Raw genomic sequence first — 24,710 nt, forward strand, 5'->3', positions numbered from 1 at the left:
TCCTGATTGGTCTGGATCAGCACAAAATGCCGATGCAAGGCGGGCAGATCAAGGTTGGGTGACCTAAGGGAATGCGCGGGAACACGCCGGGTGATGTAACCTCCGGCGTGATTGCTTTTGCTTACCCGACTATGTGAACAACCTGCCCGAGACAGAAAAAACCCTCGGATTGCTCCGAGGGTTTCGCGTGACATTTTGGGGCGCTGAACCGTGTCAGCCCTGCAACGACCTGACCTCGACATCACCCTCGGCCTGCGCCTTGATTGCCAGAGCGGCAGCATGGCTGGCCGCGGCTGTGGTGAAATACGGGATCTTGTCATAAAGCGCGATCGAGCGGATGGCCTTACTGTCCTCGACCGCCTGCGCGCCTTCGGTGGTGTTCATCAGCAACTGAACCTGACCGTCTTTCAGCATGTCGACCACGTCCGGGCGGCCTTCATAAACCTTGTTGACCACGTCGCAGGGCACGCCCTGTTCAGCCAGCCAGCTTTGCGTGCCCCGGGTCGCGACAAGTGTAAAGCCCTGCGCCACCAGCACCTGCGCCGCTTCAAGCATCGTCCAGCCCTTGTCCGCGTCCTTGATCGAGATGAACGCGCGCCCCGAAGACGGCAGGACCATCCCGGCGCCCATCTGCGCCTTCAGGAAGGCGCGCGGGAAGCTGCGGTCCCAGCCCATCACTTCCCCGGTCGAGCGCATTTCGGGGCCTAGGATCGTGTCGACGCCGGGGAAGCGGGCAAAGGGCAGCACCGCCTCTTTAACCGAAAACCACGGCATGTCCGGGTCGGCCAGTGTCATCTGATCGGCGATCTTGGTGTCGTCCACGGTCTTGTAGGCCGGACGCATCGGGAAGTTCGAAAGCTTTTCACCCGCCATCACCCGCGCCGCGATCGAGGCAATCGCACTGTCGGTCGCCTTGGCGACAAACGGCACCGTGCGGCTGGCGCGCGGGTTGACCTCGATCAGGAAAATCTCGTCGTCCTTGATCGCGAACTGCACGTTCATCAGGCCGACGACGTTCAGCGCCTTGGCCAGTTTGAACGCCTGTTCCTTGATCTGGCCGATGATCTCTTTCGACAACGAATAAGGCGGTAGCGAACAGGCCGAGTCGCCCGAATGCACACCTGCTTCCTCGATATGCTGCATGATGCCGGCCACATGCACGTCAGTGCCGTCGCACAGGGCATCCACGTCCAGTTCGACCGCACCGGCCAGATAGCTGTCCAGCAGAACCGGGCTGTCGCCAGACACAACCACGGCCTCGTTGATATAGCGTTTCAACTGATCCATATCGCGCACGATTTCCATCGCGCGGCCACCCAACACGTAGGACGGGCGGATCACCAGCGGGAAACCGATCTTTTCGGCGATCTCAAGCGCCTGCTCGCCGGTCGAGGCGATACCGTTCTTGGGTTGCTTCAGACCCAGCTCGTTGACCAGCGCCTGGAACCGTTCGCGGTCTTCGGCCAGGTCGATGGCGTCCGGTGTGGTGCCGAGGATCGGAATGCCTTCGGCCTCCAGCGCGTTGGCCAGTTTCAGCGGGGTCTGACCGCCGAACTGAACGATGACGCCGTGCAGCGTGCCGTTTTCCTGTTCCTTCGTCAGGATTTCCATGACGTGCTCAAAGGTCAGCGGCTCGAAATACAGGCGGTCCGAGGTGTCATAGTCGGTCGACACCGTCTCGGGGTTGCAGTTGACCATAATAGTCTCATACCCAGCCTCGGTCAGCGCGAAACAGGCGTGACAGCAGCAATAGTCGAACTCGATGCCCTGACCGATCCGGTTCGGGCCACCACCGAGGATGACAACCTTCTTGCGGTCGCTTGGGCGCGCCTCGCATTCAACCTCACCCATCATCGGGGCTTCGTAGGTCGAGTACATATAGGGCGTCTGCGCTTCGAACTCGGCGGCACAGGTGTCGATGCGCTTAAACACGGCATTCACACCCAGATTGCGGCGGGCGCGGCGGACGTTGGCTTCGTCGCGGCCAGACAGATTGCCCAGACGCGCATCGGTGAAGCCCAGCATTTTCAGCTTGCGGATACCGTCCTCGGTAACCGGCAGGCCGTTTTTTCGGACCGTGCGCTCGGCCTCGATGATCTCGCGGATACGGGCCAGGAACCACGGGTCGAACTTGGTAACACCGAAAATCTCATCATCCGTCAGACCGTGACGCATGGCCTGCGCGATGGTGCGCAGACGGTCGGGGGTCTGCTGGCTGATCGCCTTGATCACGGCGGCTTTGTCATCGGCTTCGTCCCAGAGGCCAACGTTCAGGCCGGGGATTTCGATCTCATCAAACCCGGTCAGGCCCGATTCCATCGATGCCAGAGCTTTCTGCATCGATTCGTGGATCGTGCGGCCGATGGACATGGCCTCACCCACCGACTTCATCGCGGTGGTCAGGTAGGGTTCCGAACCTGGGAATTTCTCGAATGCGAATTTCGGGATTTTGGTGACAACATAGTCGATGGTCGGCTCAAACGAAGCCGGGGTGACCTTGGTGATGTCGTTGTCCAACTCGTCCAGCGTGTATCCAACAGCCAGTTTCGCCGCGATCTTGGCAATCGGGAAACCGGTCGCTTTCGAGGCCAGCGCCGAGGAGCGCGACACGCGCGGGTTCATCTCGATCACGACCATGCGGCCATCTTCGGGGTTGATCGCCCACTGCACGTTCGACCCACCGGTTTCGACGCCAATCTCACGCAGAACGGCGATCGAGCCGTTGCGCATGATCTGGTATTCCTTGTCGGTCAGCGTCAGGGCAGGGGCCACGGTGATCGAGTCGCCGGTGTGCACGCCCATCGGGTCCACGTTTTCGATGGAACAGACGATGATGGCGTTGTCGGCGGTGTCGCGAACCACCTCCATCTCGTATTCCTTCCAACCCAGCAGGCTTTCGTCGACGAGGATCTGGTTAACCGGCGAGGCATCCATGCCCGAGCGGCAAAAATGAATATAATCCTCACGGTTATAAGCAACACCACCGCCGGTTCCGCCCAGTGTAAAGGCGGGGCGGATGATCGCAGGCAGGCCGATTTCTTCCAGTTCGTCCAACGCCATCTGCACGCCGGCATCTAGATCGGTAGAACCGTTCTCGCGCTTGGGTGCGGTCACGATGGTTGCCTTGGGGTTCTCAAGACCCAGCCGATCCATCGCCTCGCGGAACAGGGCGCGGTCCTCGGCCATTTCGATGGCATTGCGCTTGGCGCCAATCATCTCGACCCCGAACTTCTCGAGCACACCCATCTCTTCCAAAGCCAGCGAGGTGTTCAGACCGGTCTGCCCGCCCATCGTGGGCAGCAGGGCGTCGGGGCGCTCTTTCTCGATGATCTTGGCAACCACTTCGGGCGTGATCGGCTCGATATAGGTGGCATCCGCAAGACCGGGGTCGGTCATGATCGTAGCGGGGTTCGAGTTCACCAGAATGACCCGGTACCCTTCTTCCCGCAGCGCCTTGCAGGCCTGTGCGCCCGAATAGTCGAATTCGCAGGCCTGTCCGATGACAATGGGGCCGGCCCCGATGATCATGATCGACTGGATGTCGGTTCTTCTGGGCATGGCCTGGTTCCTTCGATTGTCCGCGAGTCAGGGCACCCTCCGAGTGCCCAAATTGTCCTGCGTTATAGGGACCGCGCCAAAAGGTTCAAGGGGGATCGGAAACAGGGATGAAATTGCCGCTTTCCCCTCTTTCCCTTACCGCCGTATTCTCTATACCGCGCAGCACGGTAAATTGAGGATGCACGTGCGAATTCGTTTCGATCAGGGGCCAGCCGGACCCGGAACCAGTTTCGACCGACCAGCCAGAGTGATCCGCGTGGACAGGGCGGAGGACGTGCCCCAGGCGATGGCGGCGCTGGATTCGGCGCGCGCTGACGGTGCATGGCTGGCAGGCTACGCCAGTTACGAGCTTGGATATGTTTTAGAGCCGCGCCTTAACGACCGCCTGCCGGAAGATCGCCGCCTGCCGCTTCTGTGTTTTGGCGTTTATGACGCGCCCACACAACGTGATCTTCCCGCCGCCGCCAGCGGGGTGACCGGTTTTCAGCCACGCTGGGATGAGGCCCGGTATACCCGCGCCTTTCGACAGGTTCATGACGCGATCGGGGCCGGGGATATCTATCAGGCCAATCTGACCTTTCCGATCGATCTGACGGTCGAAGGCGACAGCGCCGCGCTATACGCGGCCCTTGCAGCAGGCCAGCCTGTCGGCCATGGCGCGTTGATCGAGCAAGACGATCTGCCCGATCTGCTCAGCCGCTCGCCCGAGCTGTTTTTCCGCACCGACGCCGACCGCGGGATCGAAACCCGCCCGATGAAAGGCACTCAGCCTCGCAGCGAGGACATGGCGGAAGACGCCCGCCGCCGCGCATTCCTGTCGACCGACGACAAGAACCGCGCCGAGAACCTGATGATCGTTGATCTGCTGCGCAACGATATCAGCCGCGTCGCCTTGCCCGGATCGGTCCGGGTGCCCGAACTGTTCAAGGTCGAAACCTACGCCACCGTCCATCAGATGGTCTCGCTGGTGCAGGCGCAACTTCATATGGGCGCGGAATTGTCCGATATCCTCACGGCACTTTTTCCCTGTGGCTCGATCACCGGCGCGCCCAAAATCCGCGCGATGGAGATCTTGTCCGACCTCGAACTCTGGCCGCGCGACATTTATTGCGGCACAATCGGCTGGGCAGCGCCGGACGGACGGTCGGAATTCAACGTGGCGATCCGTACGCTGATGGTGGAAAACGGCGCTGCCACGCTGAATGTCGGCGGCGGCGTCGTCTGGGACAGCACCGCCCCGTCCGAATATGAGGAAGCGCTATGGAAAGCCCGCTTTGCCCGCCAGCCGAGACTGACTTCCGCCTGATTGAAACACTGGCCTACCGGCCGGGGCAGGGGATGATCCGGCTGGATCTTCATCTGAACCGGATGCAGCGCACAGCAAACGCCCTGCACCTGCCGTTTTCCCCGGACGACGCACAATCGGCGCTGCAGACCATAACGGGCGATACCCCGCTCCGGTGTCGTCTGACGATGGACGTGTCAGGCCGTTTCGAGGTGACCACCGGGGTGTTGGCCGACAACCCCGCAGTCTGGCGGATTGCCGTGGCCGAAACACGGCTATCTTCGTCGGATATCTGGTTGCGGCACAAGACCACGCAACGCGAAACCTATGACACCGCCCGGGCCTCGTTGCCTGCTGGAACGGATGAGCTGATTTTCCTGAACGAACTGGACGAGCTGTGCGAGGGCACCATAACGAACCTGTTCATCGAAACCTCGCGGGGCCAGCACCTGACACCGGCACTGACCTGCGGTCTTCTGCCGGGCATTCTGCGGCAGCAGCTTCTGGAAACAGGAAAAACCACTCAGGCGGTCCTTACCCTGGCCGATCTGCGCAACGCCCGGAACCTCTGGGTCGGCAATTCCCTTCGCGGCCTTATCCCGGCTGAACTGGTGCAGCATTGAGCGCGTTTGGCGAATGGGCCCTTCCGCCGACAACCCGCGTCCGGCTCTGGCTGGAGTTCGGATTGTTCTTCGTTGTGGCCCCGGTCCTGATTGCGGTCCTTTTCCCGCCGAACTGGATGTTTCCGATGCTGTTCATCTTCACGGCAATCGGGATCGTTCTGTTGCACAACACGCCCGGCTTTTCATGGGCCGAACTACGCTGGAACTGGCGCAACTGGTCCTGGGCCGAACTGTTGGTGTTCATCTTCGCCATGGCCCTGTTCTGCTCGATCCTGGTGTTGTGGACACGGCAGGACGCAGCGTTCTACCTGCTGCTCCAGCGGCCCGAGTTTCTGGCCATCATCTGGCTCGGGTATCCGCTGGCCTCGGCCCTGCCGCAGGAGCTGCTTTTCCGGCCCCTGTTCTTTCGCCGCTATCACGGGATCCTGCCGGACGGCCGCGCGGCCTATCTACTCAATGCAGCGCTGTTTTCACTGGCGCACCTGATGTACTGGAGCTGGATTGTCGCCCTCATGACCTTCGGCGGCGGGCTGCTGTTCACCTGGGCCTACCGCAAGCGCGGATCGTTTTTCTACGCGGTGCTGCTGCACGCGATTGCGGGCAATATCATATTCGCGGCCGGGCTGGGCGTCTATTTCTACTCGGGCAACGTGCAAAGGCCGTTTTGACGGCGCGACCCGCCTTGACTTTCCAAGCCCGACGGGGTGTATCGGCGCGACGAATTCTGCGCCCGAAGGGATATGATCCATGCACGCCTACCGCAGCCACACCTGCGCCGCTCTGACCGCCGCCAATGTCGGTGAAACCGTCCGCCTGTCCGGCTGGGTGCATCGGGTCCGAGATCACGGCGGCGTGCTGTTCATCGATCTGCGCGACCATTTCGGCGTAACCCAGGTGCTGTGCGACGGCGACAGCGCCGCCTTTGCTGCCCTGGAAAAGGTGCGGTCCGAGTGGTGCATCCGCATCGACGGCACTGTCAAGGCGCGTGATGCCGAACTGGTGAACCCGAAATTGCCGACCGGCGAGATCGAGGTATATGTCCGCGAACTCGAAGTGCTGGGCGCCGCCGAAGAACTGCCGCTGATGGTCTTTGGCGATCAGGAATACCCCGAGGAAACCCGCCTGCGCTATCGCTATCTGGACCTGCGCCGCGAGGCGATGCAGCAGAACATGACCCTGCGCTCGGACGTTGTCGCCTCGATGCGCAAACGTATGTGGGATCAGGGCTTCCGCGAGTATCAAACGCCGATCATCACCGCCTCGTCACCCGAAGGCGCGCGCGACTTCCTGGTGCCCTCGCGCCTGCATCCGGGCAAGTTCTACGCCCTGCCGCAGGCCCCGCAGCAGTTCAAGCAGCTGATCATGGTGTCGGGCTTTGACAAGTATTTCCAGATCGCGCCGTGCTTTCGCGACGAAGACCCTCGCGCCGACCGCTCGCCTACCGATTTCTACCAGCTCGACCTCGAGATGTCGTTTGTCGAGCAGCAGGACGTGTTCGATACCATCCAACCCGTTCTGACCGGCGTGTTCGAAGAATTCGGCGGTGGTCGCAAGGTCGATCAGGACTGGCCGCAGATTTCCTACAAGGACTCGGCCCTGTGGTACGGCACCGACAAGCCCGACCTGCGCAATCCTATCAAAATGCAAGTGGTCTCCGACCACTTCCGTGGGTCTGGCTTTGCGATATTCGCGAAGCTGCTCGAGCAGGAAGGCACCGAAATCCGCGCCATCCCTGCGCCGACTGGTGGCAGCCGAAAGTTCTGTGACCGTATGAACGCCTTTGCCCAGAAAGAAGGTCTGCCCGGTATGGGCTACATCTTCTGGCGCGATCAGGGCGAAGGCATGGAGGCCGCCGGCCCGCTGGCCAAGAACATCGGCCACGAGCGGACCGAGGCGATCCGTCAGCAGTTGGGTCTGGGTGTCGGCGATGCGGCTTTCTTCCTGGGCGGCAAGCCGAAAGCCTTTGAAAAGGTTGCAGGCAAAGGGCGCGACGTGATCGGCGAAGAACTGAACCTGACCGAGAAGGACCGTTTTGCCTTTGCCTGGATCGTGGATTTCCCGATCTACGAGCAGGACGAGGAAACCGGTGCGATCGATTTTGAGCACAACCCGTTCTCGATGCCCCAAGGCGGGATGGAGGCGCTGAACGGCAATCCGTTGGACGTGCGCGGCTATCAGTACGATCTGGCCTGCAACGGCTATGAACTGGTTTCGGGCGCGATCCGGAACCACAAACCCGAAATCATGCTGAAGGCCTTTGAACTGGCCGGTTATGGTGAGGACGAAGTCAAATCCCGCTTCGGTGCCCTGTTCAATGCCTTCCATTACGGCGCGCCGCCGCACGGTGGCTGTGCTGCCGGTATCGACCGGATCGTTATGCTGCTGGCCGATGAGGCCAACATCCGCGAGGTCATGATGTTCCCGATGAACCAACGCGCCGAGGATCTGATGATGGACGCCCCGTCCGATCCGACCTCGGATCAGCTTATGGAACTGGGCTTGCGCCTCATTCCGCAGGAGTGATCCGGTAACGCCCGCCTTGCGCGGGCGGTTGCCCTGACGGGCCGTTTCCGGGATCGCGCCATAGGCCCCGCGCATCGATACGCGCTGACCGGTGATGCAATCCCTTAATCCACACGAACCCACCTCATTTGGCGCAAGGCGTGAATTGCCTTTCCCCTCGGCATCCTGGCCTCACCACTCACGCAGGGGTCTGACCGGACGACGATCAGCCGCTCAGCCAGCGGATCAGTCAAGCGGGTTTTCCAGATGCTGCCGGTTGTTTCGAATACTTCGCGCCGCCGTGCGCGTCTGCCGGTAGGCCCATAGAAACAGCAGCGTGGCCGTGATGAAATACGCCGTGACCATGTCAGATCGCCTCCCGCTGTTGTAAGCGGGACTGAACGATACCGGCCACCTGCGCCGCCCGCGCGGTCACAGGCGCACCCGCAGCCCGGGACGCGGCCAGCTTTTGCGCGGTGTCTGCCAGCACCGTGTCTTCCGCATCGCGGGCCACGCCGGTCAGAAATTGCGCGGCATAGTCCAGTGTCCGGTGGTCGTTTGGCCCGGCCAGAACGTCGGCGATATGGGCCATGTCGTCCTGATAGGCCATCGGATCGGGGCGTATGACCTCATCCTGGATGGCATGCAGTCCGCCGGGGCGGCGATCTTCGGGCAGCAACTCCAGAATGGTGCGCTGGAAACAGGCCAGAGAGTTCAGGGGCTTGTTCAGAAAACCGTCTGCACCGGCCTGCATTGCCAGTTGCTCGGCACAGTCATCGCCGGACAGACCCAATATGACGCCGATCCGGGGCGAGGCCTCGTTAAGTTCGGCAATCAGGTCCGCCCCGGGCCCGTCGGGCAGCCCCATGTCCACCAGAATGACCGATGGGCGATAGATCTTCAGATGACGCCGCGCAGATGTCAGACAGTCCGCCCGCCGGATCCGCGCGCCGCTGTGCAGACACATCAGCCGGATCGCATCGCAGGCATAACGGCTGTCCTCGACAACCAGAATGGTTTGCCCCAAAAGCGGGCGCGTGGCGGTGGGCAAAGGGCGTGTGGCCTCGAAAGGGTTCGAATCGTCCATGGCAGACCTCCTGATCAGCAGATGCCTCACGCTAGGATCTCCTGGCTAACACAGGGTTAATTTTGCACTGCACGCCAGAGGCAAACACTGGCCGTTTCCCGTCGGCTCGTGCTACCAAACCTTCTGACCCGCCAACGGCAGGAGGGCCGTCATGAACATCGTCATTGCCGGAGCCGGCAGCATCGGGTGCTATTGCGGCGCGTTACTGGCCGATGCGGGGCATCAGGTCACCTTGCTGGGTCGCGCCCGAATTCTGGACCCGATCCGGGGGCAGGGCCTGACGGTGACCGATTTCTCGGGCCTGCATCGTCACATCGCGCCGGACAGATTGACCCTGAGCGAAGACCCGGCCTGCCTGTCCCGGGCCGGGATCGTGATTGTGTCGGTCAAAACGGGCGCCACGGCGGATCTGGCGGCGGATATAGCTCGCTTCACACCGACAAGCGCACCGATTGTGTCGTGGCAAAATGGTATGGAAAACGCACGCATCCTGCGCGCAGCCTTGCCGGGGCACGATGTGCGCGCCGGAATGGTGCCATTCAACGTTGTGCCGACAGAACCCGCCTGTTTTCACCGGGCAACCTCCGACGATATCATAATCGAAAGCGGATCAGGCGCATTGGGCCAGACGCTGGGCAGCGCGGATTTGCCGGTGTCTGAAAGTGACGATATTCAGGCGGTGCAATGGGGCAAACTGGTCATCAACCTCAACAACGCCCTGAATGCCCTGTCCGGCCTGACCCTGCGCGAACAGCTCATGAACCGGGCGTGGCGGCGTTTGATGGCCGATCAGATGGGTGAAGCACTGCGCGTGCTGAAAGCCGCCGGTCATCCCGTCGCGTCGACCACGCCGCTTCCGGCGTGGATGACGCCATATGTTTTGCGTCTGCCAACACCGCTTTTTACCCGGATTGCATCCCGGATGCTGACCATTGACCCCAGCGCACGCACATCCATGGCCTATGACCTCGCGGCAGGCCGGCCGACGGAAATCGACAGTTTGCAGGGCGAGATCGTTCGCATCGCCAATGAAGCTGGCACTTCGGCGCCACTGTGCACAAAGGTACAGGCCCTGATCGAAAGAGCCCCTGCCGAGCCTTTGACACCGGACCGGGTCCGGGCTTGAGACAGCTCAGGAAAACGCCGTCAGCACCCAGAATATCACCGCAGACATTGCCGCTGCCGCAGGCACTGTAATGACCCATGCCGCCACAATGGTCATGAAATGCGACCGGCGTACCAGCTTGCGGCGTTGGTACTCTTCAGGTGCCAGCTGCAACTCGGACGAGCGCCGGCGGTTGGTAACTTTCCGTCGGCGGTCCGAGTGCCACTCGCGGTAGAAGCCAACCCCGAAAACCGCGCCCACAGCGATGTGGGTCGAGCTGACGGGCAGGCCCAGCCAACTGGCGAAGATTACCGTAATGGCTGCCGACAGGGCCACGCAGAATGCGCGCATCGGGTTCAGTTTGGTGATCTGGCTTCCGACCATGCGGATCAGCTTGGGGCCGAACAGGAACAGGCCAAACGAGATGCCGAAGGCCCCAATGACCATCACCCAAGTGGGAATGGACACCTTGGCCGAGAAATCTCCGAACTCTGCCGCGTGCACAATCGCCGCAAGCGGGCCAACCGCGTTGGCGACGTCATTGGCACCGTGGGCAAAACTCAGAAACGTGGCCGAAATGACCAAAGGCAACCCGAAAAGGGTTTTCAGCGATCGGGTGCGGTTTTCAAGACCTTCGGACTTGCGACGCACCCAAGGCACGGTAACCGCCCAGACCAGCAGGGCTGCGGCCAGGCCGATCAGCAGGGCGTATTCCAGATCGATCTTCACGATCCGCTTCAGGCCCTTAACGGACAGATAGGTGGCAAATGCCCCGGCCATGACCGCGACGAGGATCGGAACCCAAAAGCGGGCAGCGGCAATCTTGTCGTCCTGATACTGGATCTTGGCCTTGATCAGCGCCAGGAAACAGGCGGCGATTGCGCCGCCCAGCACCGGCGAAATGACCCAACTGGCGGCAATGGCCCCCATGGTGCCCCAGCTCACCGCGCTCAGCCCGGCGGCGGCAATTCCGGCGCCCATGACGCCGCCGACCACCGAATGAGTCGTGGATACCGGCGCGCCGATCCAGGTGGCCAGGTTGACCCACATGGCCGATGAAATCAGCGCTGCCATCATCGCCCATATGAAGACGTTGTTGTTTTGCACCGACATCGGATCGATGATGCCTTTCGAGATGGTCGAAACCACATCGCCGCCAGCCAGCAAAGCTCCGGCGCTTTCGGCAACGGCGGCGATCAGGATCGCACCGCCCATGGTCAGAGCGTTGGCACCTACCGCAGGGCCCATATTGTTGGCCACGTCATTGGCGCCGATATTGATCGCCATATAGGCCCCGAACCCTGCGGCCGCGACCACGATCAGACTGCCATCGGCCTGACCGAACAGTACCGCTGCGGACAAACCGGCCAGCGCGATGAAGGCCAGCGCGATCCCCGGGGCCAGCAACGGCCGCGCCACATGCGCATTCGCATGCTCGAGCCGTGAAATACGGTGAAGGTCGCTGTCCAGTGCGCGCCAGCGGGATTTGGTCTGCGATTCTGACATCTGTTTGGGCCGTTAGGGATTTGGATGCAGGCCGCTAACGGTTTTCGGCAGGTTGGGCAACCGACATGTCATCAATTTTACGTTTTACTGTTACAAATGCAGCAGCAAATCGCGCAATTCCGGCTCGTTCACACGTTCCGCGGCCACTTTGGGCGACACCCAGCACCGCTGACGCTCATGCGCCTCGGGGTATTGATCCGACAGTTCCGTCACCGGTATGCGGTAGACATTTGTCCGGACCGCCTGGGATGTGCCGTCCTTCAGGATCTTGTCATAGGTGAAATGCCCGATCGGCGTTTTGTCGAAAGATGTGGCCCGCACGCCGGCCTCTTCCCACGCTTCCTGCAAAGCGGTCTCGGCCCCGTCGAGGCCGTCAATCGGCCAGCCCTTGGGAATGACCCACCTTTTGGTTTCGCGGCTGGTGATCAGCAGAACATCCTCACCGGTTTCGGTTCTGCGTGTGCAAAGCGCGGCAAACTGCACCCGTTCCGGGCGCTGAAACAGAGGTTTGCCGACCTCGTTCCAGAGCTTTTGTAGCTTGTTTTTCATGTGTTCGCGTCAGTTTCCATAACCTACATTAGGCAGATATCATTTAGGAACCTAACGGAGTGTTTTCAACGAGCTTTCATTTCCGGAAAGTGTTGCCGCTCCGACTCTACCACGTGCTCACGAACACCCGGTGGCGGTCACGAAAATTCACTGAAAATCCCGCGCGGGGAGCTGTCTTCACTTGTGGCGCCTGTTGGCGCGAAGGGTCGGGTCGGCCTGAGTCGGATCTTCCGGCCAGGGGTGTTTGGGATATTGCGCCCGCATATCCTTGCGCACATCCGCATAGGAGCCCGCCCAGAAACCCGGCAAATCGCGCGTGATCTGGATCGGACGCTGTGCCGGCGACAGCAGGGTGATCTTCAACGGTTCATCCCCGATGACCGGGTGGCGCGTCACTCCGAACATTTCCTGCAACCGGACCGAGATTTCGGGCACCGCCCCGCCATAGTCGATCGGAATTTTCCGACCCAGCGGCGTCTCGAACGATCCTGGTGCGCGGCGGTCCAGCTCCTGCGTCTGCGTCCAGTCCAGTCGCCCCCGCAGGGCAGGCAACAGATCGAAGCGTTTCCAGTCTTCTGCATTGCGCACGCCCGCCAACATCGGCAGCAACCAGCTTTCCAGATCCGCCAGCAGCCCTTCGACCGAGAAGTCCGGCAGGTCCACCCCTCCGGCCCGGACCAGTTCCACCCGGGAAGCAAGCCGGGCGGCGGCCCCGTCCAGACGCAACCCCAGATCGCGTACACCGTCCAACATGGCGCGCGCCACCTGTTCTGCGGGCACGTCCTTCCAGATCCTGTCGTCCAGAGCGATCGCCCCGAACCTTTCCTGCTGGCGGGCCACGACCCTGCGTTCGCGCCTAGACCAGTCGCAACTGTCGATCCATGCGATCTGATCGATGAACAGGTCGCGGATGTCCCGCTCGGTGATCTGCACCGCCATTCGCACGCGGGCCTCACGCGGGTTTCCGTCCGTATCGATCACCACCAGATAGGGTGCGGCCGCCAGCGTGTCGCCATTGTCCAGCACAACACCCTTGCCGCCTGAAAGGACATATCGTGGTACGTCCCCCTTGCGCCGCTGACCGACGCGGTCGGGATAGGCCAGCGCCGCCATGGCCGCAGGGGACAATTCACCGGCCCCGCCGGGCTGTGCCCGCAACCGCCTGGTTTCGCCCTTGATGCGCTCCACAACACTCATGTTCACCGGCCAGACCCGATTGCGTTGGAACGCGCGTGGATCTCGTAACGCTTCAAGCCGAAGGGACAGATCGGCTGGCGCGCCCTTCAACGGATCCCGTTCGGCCATCAACGCCGCCAGCGGCGCGGCGTCAGCACCCGCGTGCACCAGCATGTGCCCCAACCGAGGGTGCAGGGTCAGCGCCGCAAGCGCCCGCCCGTGATCAGTGATCCGCCCACGGGCATCCAGCGCACCCAGCATCGCCAACAGTGCCCGCGCTTCGGACATGGCCCCCTCGGGTGGTGGCGTCAGAAATGCCAGATCGCCCGGTTCGGCCCCCCACAATGCCACTTCCAGCGCCAGACCGGTCAGGTCCGCCGCCTCGATCTCGGCGGGCGGGTAGGCGGCCAATGCGCCATCCTCGCCTTTCGACCACAGCCGATAGCACAGGCCTTCGGCGACACGACCGGCTCGGCCCGCGCGTTGCGTGGCCTCGGCCCGCGTGACCCGTTCGGTCACCAGCCGGGACATGCCCGATCCGGCATCGAACCGCGCCCGTCGCGCCTGTCCCATGTCGACCACCACCCGTATGTCGGGGATGGTCAGAGAGGTTTCGGCAATCGAGGTTGCCAGCACCACCTTGCGCCCCTGATCAACTGGCGCAATTGCGGCGCGCTGGGCGGCAAAGGGCATTGTCCCGAACAAGGGCCGTACCACGCAGTCGCCGGGCAACCGCCCCGACAAGGCCGACTCGGCGCGCCGGATTTCACCTTCGCCCGGCAGAAACACCAGCATCCCGCCGCCTGCCGGGCGGCTGTCACGCTCAGCCCGCACGACCAGATCGACCAGCGCATCCAGCCGTCGTGCCTGCGCGCTCAAAGGCCGGTCCAGCCAGCGTGTTTCAACCGGGTAGCTGCGCCCTTCTGACGTTACCAGGGGGGCATCCATCAGTTGCCCCACCGGTTCCGCATCCAGTGTCGCCGACATCGCCAGCAAGATCAGGTCGTCCCGCAACGCACCCGTGACCTCAAGACACAGGGCCAGACCCAGATCAGCATTCAGGGACCGTTCGTGGAATTCATCGAAAATCACCGCGCCAATACCCGGCAGGTCGGGTTCGGACTGCAGCATCCGGGTCAGAATACCTTCGGTGACAACCTCGATCCGGGTCGTTTTCGAGACTTTGGCATCGCCGCGCACCCGATAGCCCACGGTCTGTCCCGCGCGCTCTCCCAGGGTTTCGGCCATGCGCTCGGCTGCCGCCCGCGCAGCCAGACGCCGGGGTTCCAGCATCACGATCCGGCCCTCGCACAGACCAGCCTCGAGCATCGCCAGAGGCACCCGGGTGGTCTTGCCTGCGCCGGGCGGGGCCTGCAAAACGGCACGGCCTCGCGCCTTCAGCGCTGAGATCAGATCGGGCAGGGCATCATCTATAGGCAGTCGGGTCATGCCGCCTTATCCCCAATGGCACCGCCAAGGTCCAGAACGCGTGCGCCGAAACCCTGCCGCGGGTACTGGACAAACCCGGCCCCACTCCGTCATCTAGGGCAAATTTCGACGAGGGACCCATCCATGAACACCGCCGAGCTTGGGGACAGAATTCTGCAGGGCGACCGCCGCGCGCTGGCACGCGCCATCACGCTGGTAGAAAGCCGCCGCGCCGATCACCGGGCGCAGGCCGCCGAATTGCTATCCCATCTGGCAACAGCGGATCGGCAATCGCTGCGCATCGGCCTTTCGGGGACGCCGGGTGTCGGCAAATCCACCTTCATCGAAAGCTTTGGCATGATGCTGACGGAGCAGGGGCTGCGCGTCGCGGTTCTGGCGGTCGACCCCAGTTCGGCCCGCTCGGGCGGCTCGATTCTGGGCGACAAGACCCGGATGGAACGGCTGAGCCGCGAGAAGAACGCTTTTATCCGCCCGTCCCCCAGCCAAAGCCACCTGGGCGGTGTTGCCCGCCGCACGCGCGAGGCGATTGCCCTGTGCGAAGCGGCCGGCTTTGACGTGGTGCTGATCGAAACCGTGGGCGTCGGCCAGTCCGAGACCGTGGTTTCGGAAATGTCCGATCTGTTCCTGCTGCTGCTTGCGCCCGCAGGCGGCGACGAATTGCAGGGCGTCAAGCGCGGCATCATGGAAATGGCCGACATGATTCTGGTCAACAAGGCCGACGGCGACCTGAAGGCCACCGCCACCCGCACCTGCGCCGATTATGCCGGTGCGCTGCGCCTGCTGCGCAAACGTCCGCAGGACCCCGAAGGTTTTCCGAAAGCGATGACCGTCTCGGCGGTCGAGGAACATGGACTGGAACAGGCCTGGGACGAGATGCAATCCCTCACCCAATGGCGCCGCGACAACGGTCATTGGCACGCGAACCGGGCTGCGCAGGCCCGCTTCTGGTTCGATCAGGAGGTGCGCCATGCCCTTCTGGCGCAGCTTGACGCACCCGAAATCCGCGCCGAGATGGAGCGGCTGAGCGCCGAGGTCGGTTCGGGCAATATCAGCCCCACCGCAGCGGCGGATCGTATGCTCGGCACCCTATCCGGGCATTAGGTCCGGGCCGGAATTCCGGCAAAGGTGGTGCGATTCCATCTGATGTTGTATTAGATATGAATACTTAACGGGATCCGGGCGCTCGGGCGCTCGTCCCTCAAGGTGGCACACGTTGAGGCCGCAGGGCAGGAGCCAGACTGAACAGATCAACGGGAACTGTCGATCATGCCCAATATCAATGGCACCAACGGTGCCGACAACATCGACGTCACCAATAACAACGGCACCCTGAACGGCACGCCGCAGGGTTCACCGATCGACAATATCCGTGGGCGGCAGGGCAATGACGTCATCAACGTCTCGAACAGCACGGTCGTGGGTGATGTGCGCGGCAATGCCGGAAGCGATGACATCACCATCACGGGCAGCACCATCGGCGGCACGCTGGCGGCCGGCGGAGCAGGCGACACGGTCACCGTCCGTGGGTCGGACGTTTCCAACATCCGCCTGGGCGGCGGCAATGATACGCTCGATTTCCAAAGCACCAATGTGTCCGGCGATATACGCGGTGGCAGCGGAACCGATACGCTGAACCTGCCTACGGGCACGGTCATCACCGACAACACATTTGGCACCATCACGGTTGTGGCCGGGACCGGCTATTCGTTGTCCAGTGGCACGTTCACCCTGCCGTCGGGCAGTACCGTCACCTATTCCACCTTCGAAAACGGAGCCGGTGTTCCCTGCTTTACCCGCGACACGGAAATTCAGACCGAACACGGACCCGTGCCCATCCAGAACCTGCGCACGGGCGACAGAATTCCCACTGGCGGCCACGGGCTGCAGCCCATTCGCTGGATCGGTCGCCGCCGCATGGGCGCAAAGATTCTTGCCGCCAACCCCAAACTCCGGCCCGTCCGGATCCACGCCGGAGCCCTGGGCGGCGGGTTGCCGCAGCAGGATCTGTTGGTCTCCCGGCAGCACCGCATGGTGGTGCGGTCGAAAATCGCGATGCGCATGTTCGGCGCGCCCGAGGTGCTAATCCCCGCGATCAAGCTGACGCAACTGCCGGGTATCCATGTTGATGACACGCTGGCTGAGGTTGAGTATTTTCACCTGCTCTTCGACCGGCACGAGATCATCTTCGCCGAAGACGCCCCCACCGAAAGCCTTTTCACCGGACCCGAAGCGCTCAAGACCCTCAGCGATGCGGCGCGCGAGGAGATTTTCGCCATTTTCCCGGAACTGGCGGACGTGACACATGAGTCGCATCCCGCCCGTTTCATTCCGCGCGGACCGCAACAGGCACGGCTGGTCGCGCGCCACTTGCGCAACAACAAGCCCCTGCTTCTGAACTCGTGATCCGGGCAGCAAGGATTGCGATTATTGCCCGAAACGGATAGCCCGTTCTGACATCGCGGAATACCTCTGAGGACGCAGGAAAGAATTCGCAGCATCCGTCTTGACCCTTCCGCCGATTCCCACTACACGCATCCAACCAGTTTTCGGGCGCGACTTCGGGTTGCGCCCCTTGTGATTTGGCCGCAGGCAGTAGCCCGGCCTCCAGAAACAAAGGAAGAAACCATGTCGCGCCGTTGCGAACTGACCGGAAAAGGCCCGATGACTGGCAACAATGTCAGCCACGCCAATAACAAAACCAAGCGTCGCTTTCTGCCAAACCTGAACGACGTTACTCTGCAGTCCGAAACACTGGGCCGTGGCGTCAAGCTGCGCATCTCGGCTGCTGCTCTGCGTTCGGTTGACCACCGCGGTGGTCTGGACGCGTTCCTGGCCAAAGCCAAAGACGATGAGCTGTCGGCAAATGCGCTGAAAGTGAAAAAGGAAATCGCCAAGGCACAAGCCTCGGCCTGATCTTTTCCACAGCGGGTATTTCGGCCCTGCACCGGTCCGGTGCGGGGCCTTTTTCATGGCCCGATTGCAAACTGTTCCCCAAAGGGAAATAGTTTTATTCTCTTTCGTGAAATTGTTCACAGACGCCCATCGGTGACAGGTCTATTGTCTGACTCGCAATTCCGGTGGAGATTGTGGATATGTCGTTAAAATCGTTTTACTTTTTCTCTCTGTTAGCTACCGTTTGCGCCAAAACCTTTGCGGCCTGCACGCGGATGCAGAGACGGGTGAACCATCTTCACACCAGCCTGACCAAAAGCCAAGTCCGTCGTAACGGCGTGGATACCTGACGCGGAGAAAAGGACGCAGGCGAATGCCCTTGTGACGCGCGCGAAAGCGGGCGTATATCGCGGATAAGATGAGATCCGTATTCAAGCAAAATCTGGCTCTGGCCATTTCCCTGCTCGTCATTCTGACCGGGCAGGGGGTGGCTGTATCGCGGGGGATGGACCGCGCCGTTGGTCAGATGGTGCTGTGCACTGGAACCGGCCCGGTTGTCGTCTACATGGACGAAGACGGCCAGCCCACCAAAGCCCCGCATTACTGCCCTGACTACGCCCTGAGCCTTCTGGGGGCGTTGGCGGCGGCGCAACCCGAGTTGCCTGCTGCTCCGCGCCTTTCGCAACCGGCCCCATTGCCGTTGGCCGAAAACCTCGTCGCCCGGACGCTGCCGCGCAAACCGGCCCGCGCGCCTCCTTTTCTGATCTGATTCCAAGCCAGTTTTCAGATCAAATCAAAGGAGAGGCACAATGTCCTTCAAATCCACCCTGTTCGCCACCATCGCCACCGCAGCCATGGCCACTACTGCATTTGCTCAGGATCTGATCCTGGTCGAAGATGCCTATGCCAGATCCTCGGGCAAATCGGCCAAGGCCGGCGCAGCTTTCATGATGATCCGGAATGACAGCGGTCAGGATGACCGCCTGGTCGGTGTGACGTCGGATGTGGCGGCACGGGTCGAGCTTCATACCCACGAGGTAGACGAAAACGGCGTCGCCAAGATGATGCATGTCGAGGAAGGCTTTGCCATCCCGGCGGGCGAGGTCCACATGCTGAAACGCGGCGGCGATCACGTGATGTTCATGGGCCTGAAGCAGCCGTTCGAACAGGGTGCAACCGTTCCTGTCATCCTGATTTTCGAGCAGGCCGGTGAAGTCACGGTCGAGGTCCCGGTCGATCTCGAGCGTCAGGATCAGGGCGGCCACGGCTCGCATTCCAACTGAACCAACGCCTGTCTTCAGGCCGCTCTGCGGCCGTCATCCATGCGTCAGGCCGGGTTTAGCCCGGCCTGTTGCCCTTTGGCGGTCCGGGTATTTTTGCTATCTGTTGACGACACGCATGTCGATCCGGTCATGGGCACGTTTGAACCGGGCCGTCAGCCAGAACATTACGGCGGCAAATGCCAGCGCAGAAAACGCGATTGCCCATCCCAGCGCAACCAACCCGCTGCCGGGCCAGAACATCAGAACCAAACCGATCAGAATGGCGATGATTCCGGAATTGCGCAGGGTCGGCCCTGCCGGGTCCATCTGGTGCATCTGTCGCCACGCCATGACGGATCCGATCCCGACAATCAACGCCCAGGCCCCAAGCAGGAAGAAGGCAAGCCGGGCGGTCCCTTCGGGCCATATCAGCAGGATAAGGCCAATCAGCACGGCGCCGATGCCGAACCCGCCAATCAACCCGCGCCGCCCGAACCCCAGCAACGTCAGCCCGCCATCGAGAATCAGCAACAGACCGACCAGTTGCAACAGAACCGTAATGCTGCCGGCCGGCCAGAACAGGGCCGCAAGCCCAAGTGCGGCGGCCATCAGCCCACGCAGCAGAAATGTCCACCAAAGATTGGCGAGCTTGTCACCAAGCGCGTCCCGACCTGTAAATGTGCCGTCTTCCAGAACTTCACCGCTCCGGGTCTGATGTTCCTCCATCGGGGTCTCCTGTCTTCGGGTCTTATTCCAATACGCGTGAACCCGATTGTAACGGATGGCATCAGGTCCGATCCAGCAGCCGATCCACCCACCCGGGCACGATCTGTGTGGCCGGGCCAAATACCGTCTCATCAAAATGGGACGCTCCGGAGGACGGTTCAAGGTTCAGCTCGATCGTCCGCGCCCCGGCGGCTTGCGCCTCGTGCACAAAAGCCGCCGCAGGATAGACCTGACCCGATGTGCCGATGGCGGCAAAGATCGCGGCGTCGGCCAGATGATCATAGATGTCGTCCATGAAATAGGGCATCTCGCCAAACCAGACGACACCGGGGCGGGCGGTTGGATGGTCACAGGCGGGACAACGTTCGCCCACTACCATTTCCGTCGGGGCCTGCCAGCGATGGTTGCAGGCCGAGCACAATGCGCCGGCCAGAGTGCCATGCATATGGATGACCCCTTTGGCACCGCCCGCCTCATGCAAGCCGTCAACATTCTGGGTCACGATGACCACGTCTCCGCGCCAATCCCGCTGCAGCCGTGCCAAGGCTTCATGCGCCGCGTTTGGCTGCACCTGCGCGGCCTGTTTTCTGCGGGCATTGTAGAACCCGTGGACCAGCGCGGGATCGCGGGCAAAACCTTCGGGCGTGGCCACATCTTCGATGCGGTGCTGCGCCCATAATCCGCCTTCATCGCGAAACGTGCTCAACCCGCTTTCGGCTGAAATTCCGGCTCCGGTCAGAATGACGATCTTTCCCATGTCTCCTCCGCGCGCTAAACCTTGGCCCATGACCCACCGTATCCTGTTTGTCTGTCTCGGCAATATCTGCCGCTCACCCGCGGCCGAGGGCGTGTTCCGCGCCCGTGCCCCGCAACACGAAACCGACAGCGCCGGCACCATGGGCTGGCACATCGGCACTCCGCCCTATGGCCCGATGCAGACCGCTGCCCGCGCCCTGGGCATCGACCTGAGCGACCTGCGCGCGCGGCAGTTCCTGGCGGCCGATTTCAACCGGTTCGACCTGATCATCGGTATGGACGCCAGCAACATCGAAGATATCGAGGCCTTGCGGCCACCGGGGAACCAAACCCCTGTCCGCCTGCTGACCGACTTCGCGCCCCAGACCGGGGCCGACCATGTGCCCGATCCGTACTATACCCGTGATTTTGACGGTGCGCTTGACCTGATTGAAGCGGCGGTCGAAGGGCTGGACGCCCATCTGAGGGCTTAGCCGATCACCTTCAGCCGGTCGCTGAGCCACGGCACCTGCTCGATCGCGGGGTCAAGGATATGGCTCCGCATCAGCCTTTGAATCATGCCCGCAATCTCGCGCGGAACCTCGTCGGGCCAGTCCGTGCGGGTGAACAGTGAGATGGTGCGCGAAAACTCTCCGAACGGGGCCGGATAGACTTCAAGCCCGTCATGAAACCGCGCCGCCCGCATATAGCCCAGCGGTGTGGTGATCGCCCAGCCCAAGCCCCGCGCCACCATCGCCATCAGCGCCAGATGCGAGCCGATCTCGAACCGTTCCTCGAACTCGACCTGCTGCCGCGCCAACTGGCTCTCGATCTGGCGGCTGATCAACTGTTCGCGGGCATACCGCAGGAACGGCAAGTCCCGCAGCGCGGCCTCCACACCTCCGGCGCCTTTTGGGGCCACCAGTATGAACGGATCGCGGACCAGAGGGTACTCAACCACGCCCTCCAGCACCTCGCCGCTATGGGCCGAGACCGCCAGATGCAGCCGCTGGTCCTCAAGCGCCTGAAACAGGTCAAGGCTGGACAGCGTGATCAGCTTGAATTTCGACCGGGTCAGGCTGTCGGCCAGCAACGTTGCCAGCCGTGGGGTCAGTTCGTTGTCGAAATCGTCGATCAGACCGATGGACAGCGTGGCCAGATGCCCCAGGTCCATTACGGAAAGCTCGCTCTGCGCCATCTGCAATTCGGCCAGCACGGCTCTGGTCCGGGCCAGAAAGCTGCGCCCGGCCTGCGTCAGCCGCATCGGTCGCCGCCCATGATCCACAAGCTCGGCCCCCAGCGCGTTTTCCAGATTGCGCAACTGCTGGCTGACCGACGGCTGGCTTAGCCCGGTGATCTCGGCCGCCTGCGCCACCGATCCCGTCCGCGCCAGCGCCTCGAACACTTCGAGGCCGCGCAAGCTCAGCCCTTTCATAACCATGCAAAATCCTCTCGCTGCGCCTTTTCTGAGGGGCAGCGGGCGTCAGGTCAAGGATTGCGTCCGGCTTAGCTGCAGATCGCCTGCGCCATCTGGCCGAAGTTCTGATACCGATCCCACAGCGCGTCATCGCGCGCGGTTTTCGACATCTTCAACTCCTGCGCCTTGTGGGGGTCGGTAAACCACTTGGCGACGGTCTTCTGGTCGCTGCGCGTCAATGCCTGATTGGCCACATGCTGAATGCAGCTGCACCGATCCCGCGTCGCCGCCGCCCGGTCGGACGCCAGACATGCCTGTTTGATCTTGGCCGCATACGAAGGGGCCGGAGCCACCGCCGTCAGCGACGCCGCACAGAATGCGATTAAGAGGAACTGTTTCATACTCGAGCCTCGTTTTTATTGCCTGCCCGGAGAGATCTGACGCCCCTCTCGGTCTGCGGCGGAGTATGAATTAATCGGGGGTTCGGATCAATCATGCGTTGCGAAAAAGTGATTACTGGGGTCAACCCCGCCACACCCGTAGGCCGGGCTTCAGCCCGGCACCGGTCAAGGCAGGAACGCCAACCACTCTTGAACAGCTTCAATGGACGCTTCGATTGTCTGGAATACTCGGCAGTATGCACTGGCCCCGGCGACCGGAATGTTCCATCGGATAACCCCTTCTTCGGCAGGATCAGTTCTGCGCGCACCAGACCTGCAGGTCTTCCAATCCAACCTTCAGCATCGTCCCTCAGGCAAGACACGATTGCCGACGCAGGTGACGGCAGTTTCACTGCAACCCACCGCAGAGCACAGTATTGTCGGCATTCGTTTGCCAAGCTCCAATTCTTTCTTGGCTCAGGTTCCGATTGCAGTCGTTCTCCACCTTGACCGCCTTAAAAAACCCGCTAATACGCGGAACATGACAGACCTCGCTCATATCCGCAATTTCTCCATCGTCGCGCATATCGACCATGGCAAATCCACCCTTGCCGACCGGCTCATCCAGGAGACCGGAACGGTGCAGGATCGCGACATGAAGGAACAGTTGCTCGACAGCATGGATATCGAGCGCGAGCGGGGCATCACCATCAAGGCCAACACGGTCCGCATCGACTATACCGCCGACAACGGCGAGCAATACGTGTTGAACCTGATCGACACCCCCGGCCACGTCGACTTCGCCTATGAGGTCTCGCGGTCCATGCGCGCGGTCGAAGGGTCGTTGCTGGTCGTGGACTCGACCCAAGGGGTCGAGGCGCAGACGCTTGCGAACGTCTATCAGGCCATCGACGCCGATCATGAGATCGTTCCGGTGCTGAACAAGATCGACCTGCCCGCGTCCGACTGTGACCGCGTGGCCGAGCAGATCGAGGACGTGATCGGCATCGACGCGACCGACGCCATTCAGGTCAGCGCCAAGACCGGGCAGGGCATCCACGAGACGCTGGAAGCCATCGTGCGTCAACTGCCCGCGCCGAAGGGTACTCTGGACGCGCCGCTCAAGGCGATGCTGGTCGACTCGTGGTACGACGCCTATCTGGGTGTGATCGTTCTGGTCCGCATCATGGACGGCACGCTGAAAAAGGGTATGCGGGTCAAGTTCATGTCGAACGGCACCCTGCATCATGTCGACCGCGTCGGCGTGTTCCGGCCCGAAATGCAGATGATCGACAGCCTTGGCCCCGGCGAGATCGGCTTTCTCACCGCCTCCATCAAGCAGGTCCGCGACACCCGCGTCGGTGACACCATCACCAATGACCGCAATGGCACCGAGGTCGCCCTGCCGGGCTTCAAACCCGCGCAACCGGTGGTCTTCTGCGGCCTTTTTCCCGTGGACTCGGCCGAATTCGAAGACCTGCGCGACGCGATCGATAAGCTGGCCCTGAACGACGCTTCGTTCAGCTTTGAGATGGAAACCTCGGCTGCGCTGGGCTTTGGCTTCCGCTGCGGCTTTCTGGGCCTCTTGCACCTTGAGGTCATCCGCGACCGCATCGAACGCGAATACGATATCGACCTCATCACCACGGCGCCGTCGGTGATCTACCACGTCTACATGAAAGACGGCGAGATGATCGAGCTGCACAACCCCGCCGACATGCCGGACCTGTCCAAAGTCGATCATCTGGAAGAACCGCGCATCAAGGCGACCATCCTGGTGCCCGACGAATACCTCGGCGACGTGCTGAAACTCTGTCAGGACCGCCGCGGCATCCAGATGGACCTGACTTATGCGGGCAGCCGCGCCATGGTTGTCTATGACCTGCCGCTGAACGAGGTCGTCTTTGACTTCTACGACCGCCTGAAATCGGTGACCAAGGGCTATGCCAGCTTCGACTACCAGATGACCGGCTACCGTGAGGACGCGCTGGTCAAGATGTCGATCCTTGTGAATGACGAGCCGGTCGACGCGCTGTCGACCATGGTTCACCGCGACCGCGCCGAGATGCGGGGCCGGGCGATGTGCGAAAAGCTCAAGGACCTGATCCCGCGCCACATGTTCAAGATCCCGATCCAGGCCGCCATCGGAGGCAAGGTCATCGCCCGCGAGACCCTCTCGGCGCTGCGCAAGGATGTGACCGCGAAATGCTACGGAGGCGACGCCACGCGGAAACGCAAACTGCTGGACAAGCAGAAGGCCGGTAAGAAGAAGATGCGCCAGTTCGGGAAAGTGGATATCCCGCAGGAGGCGTTCATCTCTGCGTTGAAGATGGACAGCTAAAAGCTGGCCATTATTACGGCGGGTGGGCGAAAGCGTTTGGCGCAGCCAACTGCGTGCCCACGCGGTGGAAACAGTACAGTGAAGTTTGCATCTCTATTGATCGGGCACTCGTTCGGT

The 24,710-nt window shown here is 61.9% G+C and carries 21 protein-coding genes; 12 read left to right on the forward strand and 9 right to left on the reverse strand.

Features of this window, described 5'->3' with window-relative positions; genetic code table 11:
- Positions 1 to 213 precede the first annotated feature (213 nt).
- Positions 214 to 3,558, reverse strand: a complete 3,345-nt coding sequence (gene carB, locus ACR0FE_RS14365) for a carbamoyl-phosphate synthase large subunit (protein ID WP_480913470.1) — start codon at positions 3,556 to 3,558, stop codon at positions 214 to 216.
- Between the two features lie 178 nt (positions 3,559 to 3,736).
- Here carB and ACR0FE_RS14370 point away from each other — a divergent pair, with 178 nt between their 5' ends.
- The 4 genes from ACR0FE_RS14370 (at position 3,737) to aspS (ending at position 7,989) form a co-directional block, all read left to right on the forward strand.
- Positions 3,737 to 4,864 carry an aminodeoxychorismate synthase component I gene (locus ACR0FE_RS14370; RefSeq protein ID WP_480913472.1) on the forward strand — a complete coding sequence of 376 codons (1,128 nt, stop codon included), beginning with the start codon at positions 3,737 to 3,739 and terminating at the stop codon, positions 4,862 to 4,864.
- Positions 4,819 to 5,466, forward strand: coding sequence for an aminotransferase class IV family protein (locus ACR0FE_RS14375; protein ID WP_170680879.1), 648 nt, complete (start codon positions 4,819 to 4,821; stop codon positions 5,464 to 5,466). Before ACR0FE_RS14370 ends, ACR0FE_RS14375 begins: the two co-directional genes overlap by 46 nt.
- Entirely contained in the window at positions 5,463 to 6,134 is a 672-nt protein-coding gene (locus ACR0FE_RS14380) for a CPBP family intramembrane glutamic endopeptidase (RefSeq protein WP_480812294.1), read from the forward strand. Before ACR0FE_RS14375 ends, ACR0FE_RS14380 begins: the two co-directional genes overlap by 4 nt.
- Before the next feature lie 79 nt (positions 6,135 to 6,213).
- Positions 6,214 to 7,989 carry an aspartate--tRNA ligase gene (gene aspS, locus ACR0FE_RS14385; RefSeq protein ID WP_480913474.1) on the forward strand — a complete coding sequence of 592 codons (1,776 nt, stop codon included), beginning with the start codon at positions 6,214 to 6,216 and terminating at the stop codon, positions 7,987 to 7,989.
- A gap of 346 nt (positions 7,990 to 8,335) precedes the next feature.
- Here the strand turns inward: aspS and ACR0FE_RS14390 are convergent, their stop codons facing one another.
- Positions 8,336 to 9,055, reverse strand: coding sequence for a response regulator (locus tag ACR0FE_RS14390; RefSeq protein WP_480913476.1), 720 nt, complete (start codon positions 9,053 to 9,055; stop codon positions 8,336 to 8,338).
- Between the two features lie 151 nt (positions 9,056 to 9,206).
- Between ACR0FE_RS14390 and ACR0FE_RS14395 the strand changes: the two genes are divergently transcribed.
- Positions 9,207 to 10,181 carry a 2-dehydropantoate 2-reductase gene (locus ACR0FE_RS14395; protein WP_480913478.1) on the forward strand — a complete coding sequence of 325 codons (975 nt, stop codon included), beginning with the start codon at positions 9,207 to 9,209 and terminating at the stop codon, positions 10,179 to 10,181.
- 6 nt (positions 10,182 to 10,187) lie between these two features.
- Here ACR0FE_RS14395 and ACR0FE_RS14400 read toward each other — a convergent pair whose 3' ends face one another.
- From ACR0FE_RS14400 to hrpB, 3 genes are all read right to left on the reverse strand, one after another.
- The gene (locus tag ACR0FE_RS14400) at positions 10,188 to 11,666 is read right to left on the reverse strand and encodes an inorganic phosphate transporter (RefSeq protein ID WP_170614721.1); all 1,479 of its coding nucleotides are present in this window, start codon (positions 11,664 to 11,666) and stop codon (positions 10,188 to 10,190) included.
- A 90-nt stretch (positions 11,667 to 11,756) separates the two neighbouring features.
- A complete protein-coding gene (locus ACR0FE_RS14405; protein ID WP_170614720.1) occupies positions 11,757 to 12,215 on the reverse strand; it encodes an NUDIX hydrolase in 459 nt (152 codons plus the stop codon).
- 177 nt (positions 12,216 to 12,392) lie between these two features.
- Positions 12,393 to 14,840, reverse strand: coding sequence for an ATP-dependent helicase HrpB (hrpB, locus tag ACR0FE_RS14410; protein ID WP_480913481.1), 2,448 nt, complete (start codon positions 14,838 to 14,840; stop codon positions 12,393 to 12,395).
- Positions 14,841 to 14,963: 123 nt separating this feature from the next.
- Between hrpB and meaB the strand changes: the two genes are divergently transcribed.
- The 5 genes from meaB (at position 14,964) to ACR0FE_RS14435 (ending at position 19,015) form a co-directional block, all read left to right on the forward strand.
- Positions 14,964 to 15,941 carry a methylmalonyl Co-A mutase-associated GTPase MeaB gene (meaB, locus tag ACR0FE_RS14415; protein WP_170614718.1) on the forward strand — a complete coding sequence of 326 codons (978 nt, stop codon included), beginning with the start codon at positions 14,964 to 14,966 and terminating at the stop codon, positions 15,939 to 15,941.
- A 165-nt stretch (positions 15,942 to 16,106) separates the two neighbouring features.
- Positions 16,107 to 17,243, forward strand: coding sequence for a Hint domain-containing protein (locus ACR0FE_RS14420; protein WP_480913483.1), 1,137 nt, complete (start codon positions 16,107 to 16,109; stop codon positions 17,241 to 17,243).
- 222 nt (positions 17,244 to 17,465) lie between these two features.
- Positions 17,466 to 17,753, forward strand: a complete 288-nt coding sequence (rpmB, locus tag ACR0FE_RS14425; RefSeq protein WP_170614716.1) for a 50S ribosomal protein L28 — start codon at positions 17,466 to 17,468, stop codon at positions 17,751 to 17,753.
- A 397-nt stretch (positions 17,754 to 18,150) separates the two neighbouring features.
- Positions 18,151 to 18,501 (forward strand): hypothetical protein, encoded by a 351-nt coding sequence (locus tag ACR0FE_RS14430; RefSeq protein ID WP_170614715.1) that lies wholly within the window; start codon positions 18,151 to 18,153, stop codon positions 18,499 to 18,501.
- Positions 18,502 to 18,541: 40 nt separating this feature from the next.
- Positions 18,542 to 19,015 (forward strand): copper chaperone PCu(A)C, encoded by a 474-nt coding sequence (locus tag ACR0FE_RS14435; protein ID WP_480913485.1) that lies wholly within the window; start codon positions 18,542 to 18,544, stop codon positions 19,013 to 19,015.
- Positions 19,016 to 19,111: 96 nt separating this feature from the next.
- Here the strand turns inward: ACR0FE_RS14435 and ACR0FE_RS14440 are convergent, their stop codons facing one another.
- Together ACR0FE_RS14440 and ACR0FE_RS14445 are read right to left on the reverse strand one after the other, a co-directional pair.
- Positions 19,112 to 19,720, reverse strand: coding sequence for an HdeD family acid-resistance protein (locus tag ACR0FE_RS14440; RefSeq protein WP_480913487.1), 609 nt, complete (start codon positions 19,718 to 19,720; stop codon positions 19,112 to 19,114).
- Between the two features lie 61 nt (positions 19,721 to 19,781).
- Complete coding sequence (locus ACR0FE_RS14445) at positions 19,782 to 20,477, reverse strand: NAD-dependent deacylase (protein WP_480491807.1); 696 nt, start codon at positions 20,475 to 20,477, stop codon at positions 19,782 to 19,784.
- 28 nt (positions 20,478 to 20,505) lie between these two features.
- On the opposite strand from ACR0FE_RS14445, the gene ACR0FE_RS14450 reads away from it, so the two are divergent.
- Positions 20,506 to 20,949 carry a low molecular weight protein-tyrosine-phosphatase gene (locus tag ACR0FE_RS14450; protein ID WP_480491642.1) on the forward strand — a complete coding sequence of 148 codons (444 nt, stop codon included), beginning with the start codon at positions 20,506 to 20,508 and terminating at the stop codon, positions 20,947 to 20,949.
- Here ACR0FE_RS14450 and ACR0FE_RS14455 read toward each other — a convergent pair.
- Both ACR0FE_RS14455 and ACR0FE_RS14460 read right to left on the reverse strand, forming a co-directional pair.
- Positions 20,946 to 21,896: a LysR family transcriptional regulator gene (locus ACR0FE_RS14455; protein ID WP_170614711.1), complete on the reverse strand. Its 951-nt coding sequence runs from the start codon at positions 21,894 to 21,896 to the stop codon at positions 20,946 to 20,948. The two genes, ACR0FE_RS14450 and ACR0FE_RS14455, sit on opposite strands and share 4 nt — an antisense overlap.
- A gap of 65 nt (positions 21,897 to 21,961) precedes the next feature.
- Positions 21,962 to 22,273, reverse strand: a complete 312-nt coding sequence (locus tag ACR0FE_RS14460) for a hypothetical protein (protein WP_170614710.1) — start codon at positions 22,271 to 22,273, stop codon at positions 21,962 to 21,964.
- Positions 22,274 to 22,793: 520 nt separating this feature from the next.
- Between ACR0FE_RS14460 and lepA the strand changes: the two genes are divergently transcribed.
- Positions 22,794 to 24,593, forward strand: a complete 1,800-nt coding sequence (gene lepA / locus ACR0FE_RS14465; protein ID WP_170807942.1) for a translation elongation factor 4 — start codon at positions 22,794 to 22,796, stop codon at positions 24,591 to 24,593.
- Positions 24,594 to 24,710 lie beyond the last annotated feature (117 nt).

The sequence above is a fragment of the Ruegeria sp. K7 genome, assembly GCF_056531785.1.

Excerpts from the sequence above, each read along its gene's own strand:
- lepA (WP_170807942.1), top strand. The coding sequence starts at position 22,794 with ATGACAGACCTCGCTCATATCCGCAATTTCTCCATCGTCGCGCATATC.
- carB (WP_480913470.1), bottom strand. The coding sequence starts at position 3,558 with ATGCCCAGAAGAACCGACATCCAGTCGATCATGATCATCGGGGCCGGC.
- ACR0FE_RS14430 (WP_170614715.1), top strand. The coding sequence starts at position 18,151 with ATGAGATCCGTATTCAAGCAAAATCTGGCTCTGGCCATTTCCCTGCTC.
- ACR0FE_RS14405 (WP_170614720.1), bottom strand. The coding sequence starts at position 12,215 with ATGAAAAACAAGCTACAAAAGCTCTGGAACGAGGTCGGCAAACCTCTG.
- ACR0FE_RS14460 (WP_170614710.1), bottom strand. The coding sequence starts at position 22,273 with ATGAAACAGTTCCTCTTAATCGCATTCTGTGCGGCGTCGCTGACGGCG.
- aspS (WP_480913474.1), top strand. The coding sequence starts at position 6,214 with ATGCACGCCTACCGCAGCCACACCTGCGCCGCTCTGACCGCCGCCAAT.
- ACR0FE_RS14390 (WP_480913476.1), bottom strand. The coding sequence starts at position 9,055 with ATGGACGATTCGAACCCTTTCGAGGCCACACGCCCTTTGCCCACCGCC.
- ACR0FE_RS14370 (WP_480913472.1), top strand. The coding sequence starts at position 3,737 with ATGCACGTGCGAATTCGTTTCGATCAGGGGCCAGCCGGACCCGGAACC.
- rpmB (WP_170614716.1), top strand. The coding sequence starts at position 17,466 with ATGTCGCGCCGTTGCGAACTGACCGGAAAAGGCCCGATGACTGGCAAC.
- ACR0FE_RS14420 (WP_480913483.1), top strand. The coding sequence starts at position 16,107 with ATGCCCAATATCAATGGCACCAACGGTGCCGACAACATCGACGTCACC.
- ACR0FE_RS14455 (WP_170614711.1), bottom strand. The coding sequence starts at position 21,896 with ATGGTTATGAAAGGGCTGAGCTTGCGCGGCCTCGAAGTGTTCGAGGCG.
- ACR0FE_RS14445 (WP_480491807.1), bottom strand. The coding sequence starts at position 20,477 with ATGGGAAAGATCGTCATTCTGACCGGAGCCGGAATTTCAGCCGAAAGC.
- ACR0FE_RS14400 (WP_170614721.1), bottom strand. The coding sequence starts at position 11,666 with ATGTCAGAATCGCAGACCAAATCCCGCTGGCGCGCACTGGACAGCGAC.
- hrpB (WP_480913481.1), bottom strand. The coding sequence starts at position 14,840 with ATGACCCGACTGCCTATAGATGATGCCCTGCCCGATCTGATCTCAGCG.
- ACR0FE_RS14440 (WP_480913487.1), bottom strand. The coding sequence starts at position 19,720 with ATGGAGGAACATCAGACCCGGAGCGGTGAAGTTCTGGAAGACGGCACA.
- meaB (WP_170614718.1), top strand. The coding sequence starts at position 14,964 with ATGAACACCGCCGAGCTTGGGGACAGAATTCTGCAGGGCGACCGCCGC.
- ACR0FE_RS14450 (WP_480491642.1), top strand. The coding sequence starts at position 20,506 with ATGACCCACCGTATCCTGTTTGTCTGTCTCGGCAATATCTGCCGCTCA.
- ACR0FE_RS14395 (WP_480913478.1), top strand. The coding sequence starts at position 9,207 with ATGAACATCGTCATTGCCGGAGCCGGCAGCATCGGGTGCTATTGCGGC.
- ACR0FE_RS14375 (WP_170680879.1), top strand. The coding sequence starts at position 4,819 with ATGGAAAGCCCGCTTTGCCCGCCAGCCGAGACTGACTTCCGCCTGATT.
- ACR0FE_RS14435 (WP_480913485.1), top strand. The coding sequence starts at position 18,542 with ATGTCCTTCAAATCCACCCTGTTCGCCACCATCGCCACCGCAGCCATG.